The organism is Burkholderia sp. 28_3 (assembly GCF_003253915.1).
GTDB lineage: Bacteria > Pseudomonadota > Gammaproteobacteria > Burkholderiales > Burkholderiaceae > Burkholderia > Burkholderia cenocepacia.
On the sequence record NZ_QKZF01000003.1, the window covers coordinates 383,198 to 401,265 of the forward strand.

Annotated in this window: 16 protein-coding genes and 1 other RNA gene; 8 read left to right on the plus strand and 9 right to left on the minus strand. The window is 67.9% G+C overall.

Going from position 1 to position 18,068, the window contains the following annotated elements:
- Positions 1 to 14 precede the first annotated feature (14 nt).
- From DFS13_RS09775 to ffs, 5 genes are all read right to left on the minus strand, one after another.
- Positions 15 to 1,220, minus strand: a complete 1,206-nt coding sequence (locus DFS13_RS09775) for a CaiB/BaiF CoA-transferase family protein (protein WP_006482127.1) — start codon at positions 1,218 to 1,220, stop codon at positions 15 to 17.
- A gap of 48 nt (positions 1,221 to 1,268) precedes the next feature.
- On the minus strand, positions 1,269 to 1,865 hold the full coding sequence (recR, locus tag DFS13_RS09780; RefSeq protein ID WP_006478665.1) for a recombination mediator RecR: 597 nt from the start codon (positions 1,863 to 1,865) through the stop codon (positions 1,269 to 1,271).
- 31 nt (positions 1,866 to 1,896) lie between these two features.
- Positions 1,897 to 2,223, minus strand: coding sequence for a YbaB/EbfC family nucleoid-associated protein (locus DFS13_RS09785; RefSeq protein ID WP_006482124.1), 327 nt, complete (start codon positions 2,221 to 2,223; stop codon positions 1,897 to 1,899).
- A 95-nt stretch (positions 2,224 to 2,318) separates the two neighbouring features.
- Complete coding sequence (locus DFS13_RS09790; protein WP_111441683.1) at positions 2,319 to 4,667, minus strand: DNA polymerase III subunit gamma/tau; 2,349 nt, start codon at positions 4,665 to 4,667, stop codon at positions 2,319 to 2,321.
- Between the two features lie 127 nt (positions 4,668 to 4,794).
- An RNA gene (ffs, locus tag DFS13_RS09795) (signal recognition particle sRNA small type) lies at positions 4,795 to 4,893 on the minus strand.
- A 392-nt stretch (positions 4,894 to 5,285) separates the two neighbouring features.
- Between ffs and trxA the strand changes: the two genes are divergently transcribed.
- From trxA to DFS13_RS09835, 8 genes are all read left to right on the plus strand, one after another.
- A complete protein-coding gene (trxA, locus tag DFS13_RS09800) occupies positions 5,286 to 5,612 on the plus strand; it encodes a thioredoxin TrxA (RefSeq protein ID WP_006402348.1) in 327 nt (108 codons plus the stop codon).
- Positions 5,613 to 5,807: 195 nt separating this feature from the next.
- Positions 5,808 to 7,070: a transcription termination factor Rho gene (gene rho / locus DFS13_RS09805; protein ID WP_006478662.1), complete on the plus strand. Its 1,263-nt coding sequence runs from the start codon at positions 5,808 to 5,810 to the stop codon at positions 7,068 to 7,070.
- A 129-nt stretch (positions 7,071 to 7,199) separates the two neighbouring features.
- Positions 7,200 to 7,700 (plus strand): MerR family transcriptional regulator, encoded by a 501-nt coding sequence (locus tag DFS13_RS09810; RefSeq protein ID WP_006485074.1) that lies wholly within the window; start codon positions 7,200 to 7,202, stop codon positions 7,698 to 7,700.
- Positions 7,697 to 9,253, plus strand: coding sequence for an MFS transporter (locus DFS13_RS09815; protein WP_048985926.1), 1,557 nt, complete (start codon positions 7,697 to 7,699; stop codon positions 9,251 to 9,253). Before DFS13_RS09810 ends, DFS13_RS09815 begins: the two co-directional genes overlap by 4 nt.
- A 38-nt stretch (positions 9,254 to 9,291) precedes the next feature.
- Entirely contained in the window at positions 9,292 to 10,125 is an 834-nt protein-coding gene (locus DFS13_RS09820; RefSeq protein WP_111441684.1) for a zinc-dependent peptidase, read from the plus strand.
- 156 nt (positions 10,126 to 10,281) lie between these two features.
- The gene (locus DFS13_RS09825; RefSeq protein WP_006485080.1) at positions 10,282 to 10,542 is read left to right on the plus strand and encodes a type B 50S ribosomal protein L31; all 261 of its coding nucleotides are present in this window, start codon (positions 10,282 to 10,284) and stop codon (positions 10,540 to 10,542) included.
- Between the two features lie 145 nt (positions 10,543 to 10,687).
- Entirely contained in the window at positions 10,688 to 12,520 is a 1,833-nt protein-coding gene (locus tag DFS13_RS09830) for a glycosyltransferase family 39 protein (RefSeq protein WP_006485070.1), read from the plus strand.
- A 2-nt stretch (positions 12,521 to 12,522) separates the two neighbouring features.
- The gene (locus tag DFS13_RS09835; protein ID WP_111441685.1) at positions 12,523 to 13,878 is read left to right on the plus strand and encodes an MATE family efflux transporter; all 1,356 of its coding nucleotides are present in this window, start codon (positions 12,523 to 12,525) and stop codon (positions 13,876 to 13,878) included.
- Positions 13,879 to 13,882: 4 nt separating this feature from the next.
- Here the strand turns inward: DFS13_RS09835 and lipA are convergent, their stop codons facing one another.
- Genes lipA through DFS13_RS09855 form a run of 4 tightly spaced genes read right to left on the minus strand, consistent with a single transcriptional unit; the run spans position 13,883 to position 18,013 of the window.
- Positions 13,883 to 14,848, minus strand: coding sequence for a lipoyl synthase (lipA, locus tag DFS13_RS09840; protein ID WP_006485081.1), 966 nt, complete (start codon positions 14,846 to 14,848; stop codon positions 13,883 to 13,885).
- A gap of 2 nt (positions 14,849 to 14,850) precedes the next feature.
- Entirely contained in the window at positions 14,851 to 15,966 is a 1,116-nt protein-coding gene (locus DFS13_RS09845) for an acetoin dehydrogenase dihydrolipoyllysine-residue acetyltransferase subunit (protein WP_006485078.1), read from the minus strand.
- 4 nt (positions 15,967 to 15,970) lie between these two features.
- The gene (locus tag DFS13_RS09850) at positions 15,971 to 16,975 is read right to left on the minus strand and encodes an alpha-ketoacid dehydrogenase subunit beta (protein ID WP_006485069.1); all 1,005 of its coding nucleotides are present in this window, start codon (positions 16,973 to 16,975) and stop codon (positions 15,971 to 15,973) included.
- 54 nt (positions 16,976 to 17,029) lie between these two features.
- Entirely contained in the window at positions 17,030 to 18,013 is a 984-nt protein-coding gene (locus tag DFS13_RS09855; RefSeq protein ID WP_006485077.1) for a thiamine pyrophosphate-dependent dehydrogenase E1 component subunit alpha, read from the minus strand.
- Between the last annotated feature and the right edge of the window lie 55 nt (positions 18,014 to 18,068).

The window sequence follows — 18,068 nt, forward strand, 5'->3', positions numbered from 1 at the left end:
AGGCCGCGGGGCACTCAGATCGCGCCCGCCTCGCGCAGCGCGGCAATCGCCTGCGCGTCGTAGCCGAGGCCGCGCAGCACCTCGTCGGTGTGCTCGCCGAGCTCGGGCCCGAGCCAGCGCGTTTCGCCCGGCGTGTCCGACAGCTTCGGCGTGATGTTCGGCAGCGGAATGTCGGTGCCGTCGGCCAGCTTGAAACGCTGGATCATCTGGCGCGCGACGAACTGCGGATCGGTGAACATGTCGGCGGCGCTGTAGATGCGCCCGGCCGGCACGTCGGCCGCATTCAGCACGGCAAGCGCCTCTTCGATCGTGCGCGGCGCGAGCCACGCGGCGATCGCGTCGTCGATTTCCTGCGTGCGCGGCACGCGCCCGTCGTTTTGCGCGAGCGCGGGATCGTCGGCGAGGTCGTCGCGCTCGATCGCCTTCATCAGCCGCTTGAAGATCGGATCGCTGTTGCCGCCGATCACGATGCTGCCGTCGCGGCATGCATACGTATTCGACGGCACGATACCCGGCAGCGACGCGCCAGTGCGCTCGCGCACCATCCCGTACACGCCGTACTCGGGCACCACGCTTTCCATCATGTTGAAGACGGCTTCATACAGTGCAACGTCGACCACCTGCCCCGCGCCGCCGTTGACCTTGCGGTGATGGAGCGCCATCAGCGCGCCGATCACGCCGTGCAGCGCGGCGATCGAGTCGCCGATCGAGATGCCGATGCGCGGCGGCGGCAGATCCGGATAGCCGGTGATGTGGCGCAGCCCGCCCATCGATTCGGCGATCGCGCCGAAGCCGGGCCGGTCGCGGTACGGGCCCGTCTGCCCGTAGCCGGACAGGCGCACCATCACGAGGCCCGGATTGTCGGCCGACAGCACGTCGTAGCCGAGCCCGAGCTTTTCGAGCAGGCCCGGGCGGAAGTTCTCGATCACGATGTCGGCCTCGCTCGCGAGCTGCCGCGCGATCGCCTTGCCGGCGTCGGCCTTCAGGTTCAGCGTGACCGATTTCTTGTTGCGCGCCTGCACGGACCACCACAGCGACGTGCCGCCCTGCTCCGGATGGAGCTTGCGCCACTTGCGCAGCGGGTCGCCGCCGTTCGGATCCTCGATCTTGATCACTTCCGCGCCGAATTCGGCGAACAGCCGCGACGCGAACGGCCCCGCGATCAGCGTTCCGAATTCGAGCACTTTGACGCCCGCGAGCGGGCCCTGGCTGGTGCTCATGTGTCTCCCTGGCATGAGGAACGGCGCCGCCCGCAGGCGGCGCCCGGCTTACATCGTGCGGCGGTCGAGCATCGCGCGGGCGATGGTGCCCGCGTCGACGTACTCGAGCTCGCCGCCCACCGGCACGCCGCGCGCGAGGCGCGTGACCGCCAGCCCGCGCGCCTTGAGCGTCTGGCCGAGGTAGTGGGCGGTGGCTTCGCCTTCGTTCGTGAAGTTGGTCGCGAGCACGACTTCCTTGACGACGCCGTCGGACGCGCGCCGCACGAGGCGGTCGAAATGGATTTCCTTCGGGCCGATCCCGTCGAGCGGGCTCAGTCGCCCCATCAGCACGAAATACAACCCGCGGTAGGTCATCGTCTGCTCGAGCATGATCTGGTCGGCAGGCGTCTCGACGACGCACAGCAGCGTCGGATCACGCTCCTCGTCGCTGCAGACCTCGCAGATCTGCGCTTCGGTGAACGTGTTGCACTTCTCGCAGTGCTGCAGGTGCTCGGTCGCGAACAGCAGCGACCGGCCGAGCCGCTCCGCGCCCTCACGGTCGTGCTGCATCAGGTGAACCGCCATGCGCTGCGCGGATTTCGGCCCGACGCCGGGCAGCACGCGCAACGCTTCGACGAGGGCGGACAGGGCGGACGGCTGTTTCATACGGCGGCAAACAGTGGCAAGGACGCCGCGCTCAGAACGGCAGCTTGAAGCCCGGGGGCAGCGGCAGGCCCGAGGTCATGCCGCTCATCTTTTCCTGCGACGTGGCTTCGGCCTTGCGCACCGCGTCGTTGAACGCAGCGGCGACGAGATCCTCGAGCATGTCCTTGTCGTCCGCGAGCAGGCTCGGGTCGATCGACACGCGGCGCACTTCGTTGCGGCACGTCATCGTCACCTTGACGAGGCCGGCGCCCGACTGCCCTTCGACTTCGATGAGCGCAAGCTGCTCCTGCATCTTCTTCATGTTTTCCTGCATTTGCTGCGCTTGCTTCATCAGTCCGGCGAGGTTGCCTTTCAACATGGGAATACTCCTTCTTGATCGTGTGAAAACCGGCACGCGGCGCGTGCCGGCCAATGTGTGCGGGGCGTGATTGTGCCTGTCGCGGGGCGCTCAGTTCAATGCAGCGTCGGCGGCGCGCCGTCCGGCGCCGAATCGGCGAGCGGGCGCACCGACCCTTCGACGATGCGTGCACCGAACTCGCGCACGAGCTGCTGGACGAACGGATCGCCGTGAATCTCCTGTTCGGCTTCGCGCTGGCGCGCCGCGCGCGCGGCCGCATCGAGCGCCGCCGCAGTGCGCCGCGCGGGCCCGACCTCGACGGTCACCTCGACCGGCTTGCCGAGCGCATCGGCCAGTGCGGCCTTCAGCTTCGCCACCTGTGCGGCGTCCGCATACTGCGGCACCGGCACGGACAATTTCAATGCAGTTGCATCGACGGCCGTCAGCTCGCTGTTGAACGCGAGCTGGTACGCGACACCCTTCAGCGGCAACCGCGCGGCCAGCGCCGGCCATTCGCCGTCGAAACCGATCGGATCGAGCGCGATCGCGGGCGGCAGCGGACGCGTGTCGATCGGCGCGGCCGGACGCGCGTCCGCCGGCTTCGGCGTCACGCGCACGTCGTCGGGACCGCTGTCGAACACCGGCACGAAGCCGTCGTCGGACCCGCCGAACATTTCGTCGGCGCTGAGCGGCACGTAGTCGTCGGGCGGGATGTCTTCCCACGGCGGCGACGGCTGGCGCGAATCGGCTGCTTGCGGCGCACGGGCGGCAGCACGCGGCGTCGGCACCTGGACGGCCGGACGCGGCGCGACCGGCTTTTCAGCAGCCGGCTTGGCGGCAGCGCCTGCGCGCCCGCGGTCCGACGACACGCGCATCCCCGCATTGCGCAGCACGTCGAGTGCGGCGGCGGCACCGCCCGCGCGCGCCGCCGGCCGTGCGGCGGCCGGCTCGGGCGATGCGACGCGCGGCGCCGGTTCGGCCTGCGGCGCCGGTTCATCGTTTCGCTGCACGACGGCAACGGCGGGCGGCTCGGGTGCCTTGCGCGCGGGAGGCGGCGTGTCGCCGGCGGGCGCTGCCTTCGTTTCCGGCTGAGGCGGCTCGACAGCTTGCACGTCAGCCGCGACCGGTTCCGGCGCTGCTTCTGCCGGTGACTGAACGGCAGCCGGCTTGGCGGCCGGCCGTTCGGCTTCATCGCTCGATTGCACCGGCGCCGAACGGGCGACCGGCGCAGCCGGCGTCGCGGCTGGCGGGCGCGCTGCGCTTGCCGGCGCGGCCGATACCGGCTTCGCCGCGGCAGCGGCCGGTGCCGCCGTAGCACGCGGGGCCGGCACCGCACGCGGCGGCACGGACGGCTGACCGCCCGGCGCGCTGCCGGCGCCGACGGCCGGCTCGAACGCGAGCATCCGCAGCAGCGTCATCGTGAAACCGGCGTATTCGTCCGGCGCCAGGCCGAGTTCGGCGCGCCCGACCGTCGCGATCTGATAGAACAACTGCACCTGCTCGGGGCTCAGCGTCTCAGCAAACCGGCGCAGGTCGGCCGCTTCCGGCCATTCGTCGAGCACCGAGCCCGGCGCGAACTGCGCCCACGCGATCCGGTGCAGCAGGCTCGCGAGATCCTGCAGCGCGGTCGAGAACGACAGGCTGCGCAGCGACATCTCGTCGGCAATCGCGAGGATTTCCGGGCCGTTGCCGGCCGCGAGCGCGTCGAGCAGGCGCACCATGTAGGTCTGGTCGAGCGCGCCGAGCATGCCCGACACCGCCGACTCGGTCACCTCGTTCGCCGAATAGGCGATCGCCTGGTCGGTCAGCGACAGCGCGTCGCGCATGCTGCCCTGCGCGGCCCGCGCGAGCAGGCGCAGCGCCTGCGGCTCGAACGTGATCCGTTCTTCGCCGAGGATCCGCTCGAGATGCGACACGATGTGCCCGGCCGGCATCTGCTTCAGGTTGAACTGCAGACAGCGCGACAGCACGGTGACGGGGATTTTCTGCGGATCGGTCGTCGCGAGGATGAACTTGACGTGCGGCGGCGGCTCTTCCAGCGTCTTCAGCATCGCGTTGAACGCGTGATTCGTCAGCATGTGCACTTCGTCGATCATGTAGACCTTGAAGCGCGCATCGACGGGCGCGTACACCGCGCGCTCGAGCAGCGCGGCCATTTCGTCGACGCCGCGGTTGCTCGCCGCGTCCATCTCGACGTAATCGACGAAACGACCCTCGTCGATCTCGCGACACGCGCGACACACGCCGCACGGCTGCGACGTGACGCCGGTTTCACAGTTGAGCGCCTTCGCGAAGATCCGCGACAGCGTCGTCTTGCCGACACCGCGGGTTCCGGTAAACAGATAGGCGTGATGGAGACGCCCGCCGTCGAGCGCGTGCGTGAGCGCCCTGACGACGTGCTCCTGGCCGACGAGCGAAGCGAAATCCTTCGGACGCCACTTGCGTGCGAGAACTTGATAGGTCATCGGGAAATTGTATCAGTAACGCTGCGTCGCGCCGACACGCGAAGCGGTGCGGAACACGGGCAAGGTGGAGGTCGAACGGAGTGTGACGCAGAAATAAAAAACGCCCTGCGAACGGGGCGAGAAGGAAGGTGACGAGCCCAACCCTCGGCACTGGCGGAAAACGATTGTGGCTGCTTCGTTCCCGACCTGACCAGGTTCACCGCCCCACCATGCGAGGAGGCCCGTCACGGCATATTCTATCACCGCTTCCGGACGAATGCGACCGTTTGTTCGCATCAAAGCGAATATCGCCGGGCAAACCCGCGCATCGCCCGTTCGCGCGCACCGCATGCGGCCCACTCCCCTTGTAATTTGCGGACCGGCCTCCACCTGCGTGGCACGACGGTCGAACGTCGCGTCGTACCCCTACTCGCGTAGCGGCTACTATCGCCGCCCGCAGCAGATAGCAATTTAGGCTAATATGACGCCCGAACGACCCGCGAGCCGCGGCATGCAGCGCTTACGCCCCCTCCCTTCCGGAAGGCGGAGTGACCTGCCGCAGCGGCCGGCAGCCTACGGCGGCCGGTACGCCGCAACGCGCAAGCAGGCAGTCCCCGAACCGTAAGAGGTATTGACCCAATGAGCGAACAGATCAAACACATCAGCGACGCATCGTTCGAACAGGACGTCGTCAAGTCCGACAAGCCCGTACTCGTCGATTTCTGGGCCGAATGGTGCGGCCCGTGCAAGATGATCGCCCCGATCCTCGACGAAGTCGCGAAGGACTACGGCGACAAGCTGCAGATCGCGAAGATCAACGTCGACGACAACCAGGCCACGCCCGCGAAGTTCGGCGTGCGCGGCATCCCGACGCTGATCCTGTTCAAGAACGGCGCGGCCGCCGCGCAGAAGGTCGGCGCGCTGTCGAAGTCGCAGCTCACCGCCTTCCTGGACAGCCACCTGTAATACCGGCAGTTCCACGGACGTGTTGTCAGTCGGCAACACGTCCGTCGTCAAGCCGCCGATCGCTCGCTCAAGCGCGAATCGGCCTATGCTAGAATTAAAAAACGTCGACAAGACGCATTTAAGTCTCTGAGCGCCTCCGCTCGCCCTCCTCCCTTATTTTCTTTCGTCGCTTCTCCTCCCTGGCGGGTTCTCCGTATGCATTTATCCGAGCTCAAGTCTCTGCACGTGTCCGAACTGATCGAAATGGCCAACGGCCTGGAGATCGAAAACGCGAACCGCCTGCGCAAGCAGGAGTTGATGTTTGCCATTCTCAAAAAGCGCGCCAAGACGGGAGAGACGATCTTCGGCGACGGTACGCTCGAAGTGCTGCCGGACGGCTTCGGCTTCCTGCGCTCGCCGGAAATGTCGTACCTCGCGAGCACCGACGACATCTACATCAGCCCGTCGCAGATCCGCCGCTTCAACCTGCACACCGGCGACACCATCGAAGGTGAAGTCCGCACGCCGAAGGACGGCGAGCGCTACTTCGCGCTGGTGAAGGTCGACAAAGTCAACGGGCAGCCGCCCGAGGCCTCGAAACACAAGATCATGTTCGAGAACCTCACGCCGCTGCACCCGAACAAGCCGCTGTCGCTCGAACGCGAAATGCGCGGCGAGGAAAACGTCACGGGCCGCATCATCGACATGATCGCGCCGATCGGCAAGGGCCAGCGCGGCCTGCTCGTCGCGTCGCCGAAGTCCGGCAAGACCGTGATGCTCCAGCACATCGCGCATGCGATCAAGCAGAACCACCCGGACGTGATCCTGTTCGTGCTGCTGATCGACGAGCGCCCGGAAGAAGTGACCGAAATGCAGCGCTCGGTCGCCGGCGAAGTGATCGCGTCGACGTTCGACGAACCGGCCACGCGCCACGTGCAGGTCGCCGAAATGGTGATCGAGAAGGCCAAGCGCCTCGTCGAAATGAAGCACGACGTCGTGATTCTGCTCGACTCGATCACGCGTCTCGCGCGTGCGTACAACACCGTGATCCCGGCATCGGGCAAGGTGCTGACGGGCGGTGTCGACGCGAACGCGCTGCAGCGTCCGAAGCGCTTCTTCGGCGCGGCGCGCAACATCGAGGAAGGCGGTTCGCTGACGATCATCGGCACCGCGCTGATCGAAACCGGCAGCCGCATGGACGACGTGATCTACGAAGAGTTCAAGGGCACCGGCAACATGGAAGTGCACCTCGAGCGCCGTCTCGCGGAAAAGCGCGTGTATCCGTCGATCAACCTGAACAAGTCGGGCACGCGTCGCGAGGAAATGCTGATCAAGCCCGAGATCCTTCAGAAGATCTGGGTGCTGCGCAAGTTCATCCACGACATGGACGAAGTCGAGGCAATGGAATTCCTGCTCGACAAGATCCGCCAGACGAAGAGCAACTCCGAGTTCTTCGACCTGATGCGCCGCGGCGGCTGATCGCCCCCGCCCCGCGACACGGCCGCCCGCGCATCCTGCCCGGCGGCCGTTTTTTCGGCCCCAACCTGAACGTGAACGTACAGGTTGATCTATAATCGCGTCATTGTCCCGCCGAATCCCCGATACCCGATGCCGACCGACGCCTCCACCCCGCTATTGACCGTCAGCGACGCCGCGTCGCGGCTCGGCGTCACGCCGCGCACGCTCAAATATTACGAAGAGCGCGGCCTCGTCACGCCGTCGCGCAGCGAAGGCCGCTACCGTCTCTACGACGAAGCCGACCTCGAGCGTTTCGCGCGCATCCTGCGGCTGCGCGCGCTGGGCTTCTCGCTGCACGGCATCACCGAAATGCTGAAGCGTCCGCTGGAAGAAACGGGCGACGGCCGGCGCCGCTATTCGGATGCGTCGCTGCGCGACATCCGCGCCGGCCTCGCCGAGCAGATCGACACGCTCGACCGGCGGATCGCGGCCGTCCAGCGCGAACTGAAGGAAGCCGTCGCGCTGCGCAAGGAGTTGCAGCACGACATCGACTACGTCGAGCGGCGCCTCGCCGGCGAAAACGCCGATGAACTGATCGCGCAGCGGCGGGCCGAAATCGGCGCGCGGCGCGCCCGCAAGGACCGCGAATGAACGCCGTGCCGGGCCGGCCGCCGCTATGGAGCCGCGCGAACCTGCGCGCGGACCTGTTTCCATGGGCGCTCGCGCTCGTCACCGGCATCGACTACTTCGACAACGCCGTCTTCTCGTTCTTCGCGAGCTACATCGCGGGCGGCATCAATGCGTCGCCCGACGAACTCGTGTGGTCGTCGAGCGCCTACGCGGTCACGGCCGTGCTCGGCATCCTGCAGCAGCAATGGTGGGTCGACCGGCTCGGCCATCGCCGCTACGTCGCGGGCTGCATGCTGATGTTCTCGCTCGGCGCGATCGCGGCGGCGCTGGCCGACACGTCGCTGGAGCTCGCGTTCGCGCGCGGCTTCCAGGGCTATTTCATCGGCCCGATGATGGGCGCGTGCCGGATCCTGATCCAGATCAGCTTCAAGCCGCAGGAGCGGCCGCCCGCGACACGCGCGTTCCTGATCATGATCCTGCTCGGCAGCGCGCTCGCGCCGATCGTCGGCGGGCTGCTGGTCGCGCATTCGACGTGGCGCGCCCTGTTCGCGTGCACGGCGCCGGCCGGCATCGCGTTCGCCATCCTCGCGTTGCTCACGCTGCCCGATTCGGGCCGCACGCCGGACGACGAACGCGGCTCCGGACACTTCTGGCCGTACGTCGTGTTCGCGCTCGCGCAAGGGGCGCTGCAGATCGTGCTGCAGCAGGTGCATTACCAGCTCTACAGCGGCTCGCCGATGCTGATCATGCTGACGTTTGCCGGGCTCGGCGCGCTCGCGTGGTTCGCGTATCACCAGTGGAACCATCCGACGCCGCTCGTGCGGCTGCATGCGTTCCGCGAGCGCACTTTTCAGGTCGGGCTGCTGCTCTACATGTTCTATTACTACGAGACGACGGGCTTCAGTTACCTGACGTCGCGATTTCTCGAGGGCGGGCTCGGCTATCCGGTCGAGAATGCCGGGCGCCTGGTCGGCACGATGTCGCTGATCTCCGCCACCGCGCTGTTCGCGTACCTGCGCTACGCGAAATTCGTCCCGCACAAGAAGTGGTTCGTCGTGCCCGGGTTCGCGATCGCCGTCACGGCCGCGCTGTGGATGACGCGGATGACGCCGCAGGTCGGCGAAGCCGCGCTGATCGTCCCGCTGCTGCTGCGCGGATTGCTGCTGCTGTTCATCGTGCTGCCGGTCGCGAACCTCACGTTCCGGATCTTCGCGATCGACGAATACACGCACGGCTACCGGCTGAAGAACATCGTGCGGCAACTGACGATCTCGTTCGCGACGTCGTCGGTGATCATCGTCGAGCAGCATCGCGTCGCCGTGCACCAGACGCGGCTCGTCGAGCGCGCGAACCTGTTCGACCCGCTGTTCCAGCAGACCGTCGACGCGCTGACGCGCAGTTACGCGGCAGCCGGCCACGCGCTGAACGACGCGCATGGCCTCGCGATCGCGTCGATCGCGCGAATGGTCGCGCAACAGGCGTCGTTCCTCGCGTCGCTCGACGGCTTTTACTTCCTCGCGGGCGTGGCGCTCGTCGGCGGCCTCTTCGCGGCATGGCAAAAACAGATCGATTGAGTTAAAAGACAGGCTTTGGATTTTCGTCCGCAGCCTCCATGCTTTCGAAACTGACCCGCTGGTTCGACGACCGCCGCCGCGACCGCGCGCTGCGCAGCCATCCGATTCCCGATCCGCTGTGGCAGGAAACCGTCGAACGCCTGCCGTTCCTCGCCGCCCTGCCGCCCGACGCGCTCGGCCGGCTGCGCGAACTGACGAGCCTGTTCGTCGCGAAAAAATCGTTTTCGACCGCGCAAGGGCTCGAGCTGACCGACGCGATGATCGTCGCGATCGCCGCGCAGGCCTGCCTGCCGGTGCTGAATCTGGACCTGTCGCTGTACGACGGCTGGGTCGGCGTCGTCGTGTACCCGGGCGAATTCGTGATCCGCAAGACCGTGCAGGACGAGGACGGCGTCGTCCACGAAGTCGAGCAGGATGCGAGCGGCGAGGCCTGGGAAGGCGGCCCGGTGATCCTGTCGTGGGAAGACGCGCAGATGACGGACGGCCGGGACGCGTACAACGTCGTGATCCACGAGTTCGCGCACAAGATCGACATGGTCAACGGCGCGGCCGACGGCTATCCGCCCCTGTTTCGCCGCTGGCATGCGCCGCACCTCGACGCGCAGGCGTGGGCCGACGTGTTCGAACATGCGTACGACCAGTTCTGCGCGCGCGTCGACGCGGTGCCGGATCGCGCATGGGCGCGCTTCGAGCGGGATTCACTGATCGATCCCTATGCGGCCGATCACCCGTCGGAATTCTTCGCGGTATGCAGCGAGGCGCTGTTCGTGCGACCGAAAGCGTTCGAGTCCGAATTTCCGGAGCTGTACCGGCTCCTCGCGCGCTACTACCGACAGGATCCGGCCGGCACCGGCGCGCTCGACGCGCCGTGAAAATTATTCGTCAACCGTCTGATTTTCTGGCATAATCGCCGTTTTTCGACCTTAGGCAAGTGGCTCGCGCCGGGCTTGACGTCAGCCGAATCGCTCCATCGGGGCGGCTCGACACGGCAAGCGGCGGGTTGGCTACCGCTATCACCAAGGAAAATCATGAAACCTGGCATTCACCCGGACTACCGCGAAGTCGTCTTCCAAGACATGTCGAACGGCTTCAAGTTCATCACGCGCTCGACGATCCAGACGCGCGAAAACATCGAACTCGACGGCAAGACCTACCCGCTCGCCAAGATCGAAGTGTCGTCGGAATCGCACTCGTTCTACACGGGTCAGCAAAAGATCATGGACACGGCAGGCCGTGTCGAGAAGTTCAAGAACAAGTTCGGCGTACGCGCCAACGGCAAGGCGAAGTAAGCTTCGCACCGTATCCGGTGGTTGCAACGTACCGGTATCGCACAAAAGGGCAGCCCAGGCTGCCCTTTTTTGTCTCTGCTCGCCCGACGATGCGCCGCCCGGCGCCCGGGCAACGACCTGACGCACAACAGCGGGCGCGACTACAATGCCGGATGCTCGAAACCGGCTCGACCGCGCGCAACCGCGCTGGCCGCCCGCCCATAACAAATCGCTCATCTGCATGAAGCCTGTCGTCCGTCTCACCGCCTCCGCCACGCGTGCGCTGCCGCGCTGGCTGCTGCTCACGCTCTGCCTCGTCTACGCGGCGTTCGGCCTGTTCGGCCGCGACCCGTGGAAAAACGAGGACGCGGCAGGCTTCGGCGTGATGTGGACGATGGCCAAGGGCGGCTGGCACGACTGGCTGCTGCCGAACCTGGTCGGCAAGTTCATCACGACCGACGGGCCGCTCGGCTACTGGCTCGGCGCGCTGTCGATCCGCGGCCTCGGCCCGTGGGTCGACGCGAGCAACGCGTCGCGCGTCGCGACCGGCGTGCTGTTCTGCGTCGCATGCGCGTTCGTCTGGTATGCGGCCTACCTGCTCGGCCGGCGCGCCGAGGTCCAACCGTTCAAGTACGCGTTCGGCGGCGAGCCGGAGCCGCGCGACTACGGCCGCACGCTCGCGGACGGTGCGCTGCTGGTGCTCGTCGCCTGCTTCGGCCTCGCGGAACGCGGGCACGAAACGACGCCGCAGCTTGCGCAGTTCGCGTGGATCGCGATGCTCGTGTACGGGATCGTGCGCGGCATCGACAAGCCGCTGCAGGGCGCCCTGTGGTGGGGCCTCGCGATCGGCCTCGTCGCGCTGTCCGGCAACCCGGTGCTGGTCGTCGCGCTGCTCGCGGGCACGGCCGCGCTGTGGCTCGTCACGCCCGAGATGCGCAACCTGCACCTGCCGCTGCTCGGCGTGCCGCTCGCGGCCGCGATCTTCGCGCTGTGGCCGCTCGCCGCCATCGTCGCGGCGCCCGACGACGCCGCGTGGTTCTTCAACCAGTGGATCCACGGCAGCCTGATGCGCTTTTCGGGCCCGCCGACGGCCGTGCTCGGCTATGCGGCGAAAAACCTGCCGCTGTTCACGTGGCCCGCGTGGCCGCTCGCGATCTGGGCGTGGTGGAGCTGGGCCGGCATGCGCCGTCGCGCGCACATCGCGATTCCGCTGTCGGTCGCCGTGCCGCTCGTCGCGCTCGTGATCCTGCAAAGCCAGCAGTCGAACCGCATGTACATGCTGCTGCTGCCGCCGCTCGCGGTGCTCGCGACGTTCGCGCTGCCGACCCTCAAGCGCGGCGCGATCAACGCGATCGACTGGTTCGCGGTGCTGAGCTTCACGATCCTCGGCACCTTCGTGTGGCTCGTGTGGCTCGCGTCGCTCACCGGCTTCCCGCATCCGCTCGCGCGCAACCTCGCGCGCCTCGTGCCCGGCTACGAGCCGCATTTCAAGATCCTGTCGTTCATCTGCGCGGTGATCGTCACCGTGTGCTGGTGCTTCCTCGTGCGCTGGCGTGTGTCGCGCCAGCCGAAGGTGCTGTGGCGCAGCGTCGTGCTGTCGAGCGCGGGCACCACGTTGATGTGGGTGCTGCTGATGACGCTGTGGCTGCCGATCGTCAACTACGGCCGGACCTATCGCGATGTCGCGCAACAGATCGCCGTGCACCTGCCGTCCGACTACGAGTGCATCTCGCCCGTGCGGCTCGGCGACGCGCAGATCGCGACCTTCGCGTACTTCGGCGACATGCACTTCGATTTCTCCGGCGACTGCGACGTGATCCTGCGCCAGGACCGCGCCGACTTCGGCGAGCCGAGCGCGATGTCGCAATACGTGTGGCGTCTCGTCTGGGAAGGCCGGCGCGTCGCCGACCGCGACGAGCGCTTCCGCCTGTACGAGCGCATCGAACGGCCGAAAGCGCCCGTCAAGCGGCGTCCGCCGCGCCGCCCGACGGCCGATTGACGATGCTCGGCGACATCCGCCGGATCGTCGGTCTCGCGTGGCCGGTGCTGGTCGGCCAGCTCGCGATCATCGCGTTCGGCGTGATCGACACCGCGATGGTCGGCCGCTACTCGGCCGTCGATCTCGCCGCGCTCGGGCTCGGCTCGTCGATCTACGTATCGATCTACATCGGCCTGACGGGCATCCTGTCCGCGCTGCAGCCGATCACCGGGCAACTGTACGGCGCGCGGCGTTATGCGGAGATCGGCGAGGAAGTGCGCCAGGCGCTGTGGCTCGCGCTGCTGCTCGCGATTCCCGGCTTCCTGCTGCTGCATTTTCCCGAGCCGCTGCTGCGCGTCGCGCATGCGCCCGCCGCGCTGCACGACCGCACCGTCGACTACCTGCGCATCCTGTCGTACGGGCTGCCCGCCAGCCTCGTATTCCGCATCTACAACGCGCTGACCAACGCGGCCGGCAAGCCGCGGCTCGCGATGATCCTGCAGATCGGCGCGCTGCTGCTCAAGTTCCCACTGAACGTGTGGTTCATCTTCGGCGGCTTCGGCGTACCGGCGCTCGGTGGCCCCGGCTGCGGGCTGGCCAGCACGCTGATCAACTGGGCGCTCGCGCTGATCGGCTACACGCTGCTCGCGAAGCTCGACGTGTTCGCGCCGCTCGCGATCTTCTCGCGCTTCTGCTGGCCCCTCTGGGAACGCCAGAAGGCGATCCTGAAGCTCGGCGTGCCGATGGGCCTGTCGTACCTGATCGAGGTCACGTCGTACACGTGCATGGCGCTGTTCATCGCGCAGTTCGGCACGACGACGCTCGCCGGCCACCAGATCGCCGGCAACATCGGCGCCGTGCTGTACATGACGCCGCTGTCGATCGGCGTGGCGGCGTCGACGCTGGTCGCGCGCGCGCTCGGCGCCGGACGCGCCGAGGAAGCCCGGCTGCTCGGCCGGCACAGCGTGATCTTCGCGTGCGGCGTGGCGGCCGCCTACGGCCTGCTCGTGTTCGCGCTGCGCCCGCTCATCATCGGCGGCTACACGCCGAACCCCGCCGTCGCCGCGGCCGCGATGCCGCTCGTCGCGATCGTCGCGTGCTATCACGTGTTCGATGCGCTGCAGGTCACGTCGGCGTTCGTGCTGCGCGCGTACAAGGTGGCGGTCGTGCCGACCGTGATCTATGCGGTCGCGCTGTGGGGCGTCGGACTCAGCGGCGGCTACGTGCTCGGCTTCGACGTCGGCGGCATCGCACCCGCATGGCTGACCGGCGCGCGCGGCTTCTGGTTCGCGAACACGGTCAGCCTGATGCTGGCGGGCGCGGGGCTCGTGCTGTACCTGCGCCGCATCGGTCGCGCGCACGCCACCGCGGCTGCGTGATGCGCTACGCGTCCTCCAGCACGTCGGCCGCGTGATATGACGAGCGCACGAGCGGGCCGGCGACGACTTCCCTGAAACCGAGCGCAAGCGCCTCGTCGTGCCACGCGGCGAACGCCTCCGGGCTCACGTAGCGCCGCACCGGCAAATGATGCGCGGACGGCGCGAGATACTGGCCGAGCGTCAGCACGTCGACCTCGTGCGCGCGCAGGTCGCGCAGCGTGTCGCGCACCTCGTCGTCGCGCTCGCCCAGCCCGAGCATCAACCCCGATTTCGTCACGAGCGTCGGCCGCGCGGCCTTCGCCTGCGCGAGCAGCTCGAGCGAGCCGCGATAGTCGGCGCCCGGCCGCGCCGCCCGGTACAGCGACGGCACCGTCTCGATGTTGTGGTTGAACACGTCGGGCCACGCCGACGACAGCGCGTCGAGCGCGCGGGCCGCGCGGCCGCGAAAGTCCGGCGTCAGCACCTCGACCCCGATGCCCGGCACGCTCGCGCGCACCGCCGCGATGCACGCGGCGAAATGCGCGGCGCCGCCGTCGCGCAGATCGTCGCGGTCGACCGACGTGATCACGACGTAGCGCAACCCGAGCGCCGCGGCCGCGTCGGCCAGCCGCGCCGGCTCGTCGGGATCGAGCGGTTCGGGACGGCCGTGCGCGACATCGCAGAACGGGCAACGCCGCGTACACAGCCCGCCCATGATCATGAAGGTCGCGGTGCGCTGCGCGAAGCATTCGCCGATGTTCGGACACATTGCCTCCTCGCAGACGGAATGCAGCCGATGCTCGCGCAGCACGGCGGCCATGTCGGCCACCGCCGCGCTCATCATCGGCCGCGCGCGCAGCCACGGCGGCTTCGGCAGTGCCGTGCCGGCCGCGGGCTCGACGCGCACCGGAATGCGCGCGAGCTTGTCGCGACTTCTGGCGCCGGGCTGGCCGAGCGCCGTGAGGCTGGGTCGTTCGAGCGCGGCGGCCATCGTCAGTCTCCGAGGAACGCGACGATCAGGCGGTTCACGTCGGCGGCCGCCTCCATCTGCACCATGTGCCCGCTGCCGGCGATCACCTCGGCACGCACGCCGTCCGGTAAACCCTGCGCATGCTGCGCGGGAATCACCTCGTCGCGCTCGCCCCAGATCACCAGCGTGCGCGGTGCAAGCGTCGCGAGCCGGTCGCGGAACACGCGCCGCTGTGCGGCGCCGTCGAACGCGGCATCCGCGATCTTCTCCAGTGCGGCCTGCACGCCTTCGAGCCGCTTGTACTTGACGAGATCCTCGACGAGCTGCCGCGTGACCAGCGCGTGGTCCGCGAACAGCGCGCCGAGGTGCGGCTTCAGCGTGTTGCGGCTGTTGCCGGCAACGAAGCCGTCGATGTACGCGCGATTGATGTCGGTGCCGAGCCCCGCGCTCGCGATCAGCGTGAGCGACGCGACGCATTGCGGCGCGCGCTCGGCCACCGTCATCGCGACCGCGCCGCCCATCGAATGGCCGATCAGGTGCGCGCGCTCGATGTGCTGCGCATCGAGCAGCGCGAGCACCGCGTCGGCCAGTTCGTCGAGGCTGCCGTTCTCGACCGCCTTGCCCGATTCGCCGTGGCCCGGCAGATCGAGCGCCCACACCGGCCGGTGCGCGGCGAGCTCCGCGTGATTGAACAGCCAGTTGTTCAGGTCGCCGCCGAAGCCGTGGATCAGCACGGCCGGCGTGCCCGAACCGTCGCCCAGCTTCAGGAAGCGGATCGTGCGTCCGCCGATCTGCGCCTTCTCGGGCTGCGGGCCGGCCGCCTCGTCGGACGCCGCGCTCGGCACGAAATCGCGCTGGAAGTCGGCGATCGCCGCGTCGATGTCGGCATCGCTTGCATCGGCCGCCGCGACCACACCGAGCAGCGCGCCGACCGGCAGCGTCTCGCCCTCCTGCGCGACCTGCCGGCGCAGCGTGCCGTCGAACGCGCATTCGACGCCCGACGAGATCTTGTCGGTCTCGACGTCGAGCACCTCGTCGCCCTTCGTCACGCGCTCGCCGACTGCCTTCAGCCAGCCGTTGACCTGCCCCTGCTCCATCGACAGCCCCCACTTGGGCATCGTGATCATGTGAATCGACATCGTGTCAGCTCCTCGTCTTCAGGACCGCCTGCGCAATCGCATCGGCGGACGGGATATACAGGTCTTCCAGCACGCCGGCGAACGGCGCGGGCGTATGCGGCGCGGTGACGAGCTCGATCGGCGCCTTCAGCGACCGGAACGCGCGCTGCGCGACGAGCGCGGCGATGTCGGTCGCGATCGAGCAGCGCGGATTCGCTTCGTCGACGACCACCACGCGCCCGGTACGCTCGGCGCTGTCGAGGATCGTTTCCTCGTCGAGCGGCGACGTCGTGCGCAGGTCGATCACCTCGCACTGGATGCCGTCCTTCGCGAGCTTGGCGGCCGCGTCCATCGCGAGATGCACCATCCGGCCGTACGTGACGATCGTCGCGTCGTCGCCGTCGCGCATCACGTTCGCCTCGCCGAACGGAATCGCATAGGATTCCTCCGGGACGTCGCCCTCGCGCGTGTAGAGCAGCTTGTGTTCGAGGAAGATCACGGGATCGTTGTCGCGGATCGCCTGGATCAGGAGCCCCTTCGCGTCGTACGGCGTCGACGGGCACACGACCTTCAGCCCCGGAATGTGCGTGAACAACGACGTGAGCATCTGCGAGTGCTGCGCGGCCGCGCGCAGGCCGGCGCCGTACATCGCGCGGATCACGACCGGCGTCACGGCCTTGCCGCCGAACATGTAGCGGAATTTCGCGGCCTGGTTGAAGATCTGGTCGAAGCACACACCCATGAAATCGATGAACATCAGTTCCGCGACGGGCCGCATCCCGCACGCGGCCGCGCCGACCGCCGCACCGATGTAGCCGCCCTCCGACAGCGGCGTATCGAGCACGCGGCCCGGAAACTTGTGGAACAGCCCCTTCGTCACGCCGAGCACGCCGCCCCATGCGTCGTCTTCGCCCGGCGCGCCCGCGCCGCCCGCGTTGTCCTCGCCCATCACGATCACGCTGTCGTCGCGCGCCATTTCCTGCGCGAGCGCCTCGTTGATCGCCTGCGAATAAGTGATCTTCCTTGCCATGTCTGTCTCCTGGAATGTTCGGTTCGCCGTGCCGGCTGCTGGGTCAGGCCGCGCTCACGGATACGACACGTAGACGTCGGCCAGCAGGTCGGCGGCATCCGGCAGCGGCGCCGCCTTCGCCTGCGCGACCGCGTCGTCGATCAGCGCCTTCACCTGTGCGTCGACCGCGCGCAAGTCGTCGGTCGTCAGCGCTTCGGCGCGCACGACGCGCGTTTCGAAATGCTTCAGGCAATCCTTCTCGTCGCGCAGCTTCTGCACTTCGCCCGGCGCCCGGTAGGTTTGCGCATCGCCCTCGAAGTGGCCGAAATAGCGCGTGAACTTCACCTCGACGAGCGTCGGGCCGCCGCCGTTGCGCGCACGCTCGACGGCCTCGCCGAGCGCCTCGTGCACCGCGAAGAAGTCGAAGCCGTCGACGATCACGCCCGGCATCCCGAACCCGTTCGCGCGATCGGCGATGTTGTCGGTCGCGACCGACCAGCTCGACGACGTCGCTTCCGCATAGCCGTTGTTTTCGGCGACGAAGATCGCGGGCAGCCGCCACACCGACGCGAGGTTCATCGATTCGAAGATCACGCCCTGGTTCGACGCGCCGTCGCCGAAGAAGCACACGCCGACGCCGCCCGTCTTCTTGTGCTTGGCCGCGAGCGCCGCGCCGCACACGAGCGGGCCGCCCGCGCCGACGATGCCGTTCGCACCGAGCATCCCCATCGACAGGTCGGCGATATGCATCGAGCCGCCCTTGCCGTGGCAGACGCCGGTCTTCTTGCCGTAGATCTCGGCCATCATCCCGTGCACGTCGACGCCCTTCGCGATGCAATGGCCGTGGCCGCGGTGCGTGGTGGCCACGTAGTCGTCGAGGCCGAGATGCAGCATCGTGCCGACGGCGGACGCCTCCTCGCCCGCATACAGGTGAACGAAGCCGGGTATCTCGCCGGTCGCGAATTCGACGTGCAGGCGCTCCTCGAATTCGCGGATCGTGCGCATCAGCCGATAGGCGTCCAGCAGCGTGTCCCTGCTGAGCTGTGTCGAAGCGGTCATGTGTGTCTCCTGGGTGGGTCTGACTGCGAATGCCGCCCCGGCCATGCCGTGGCGG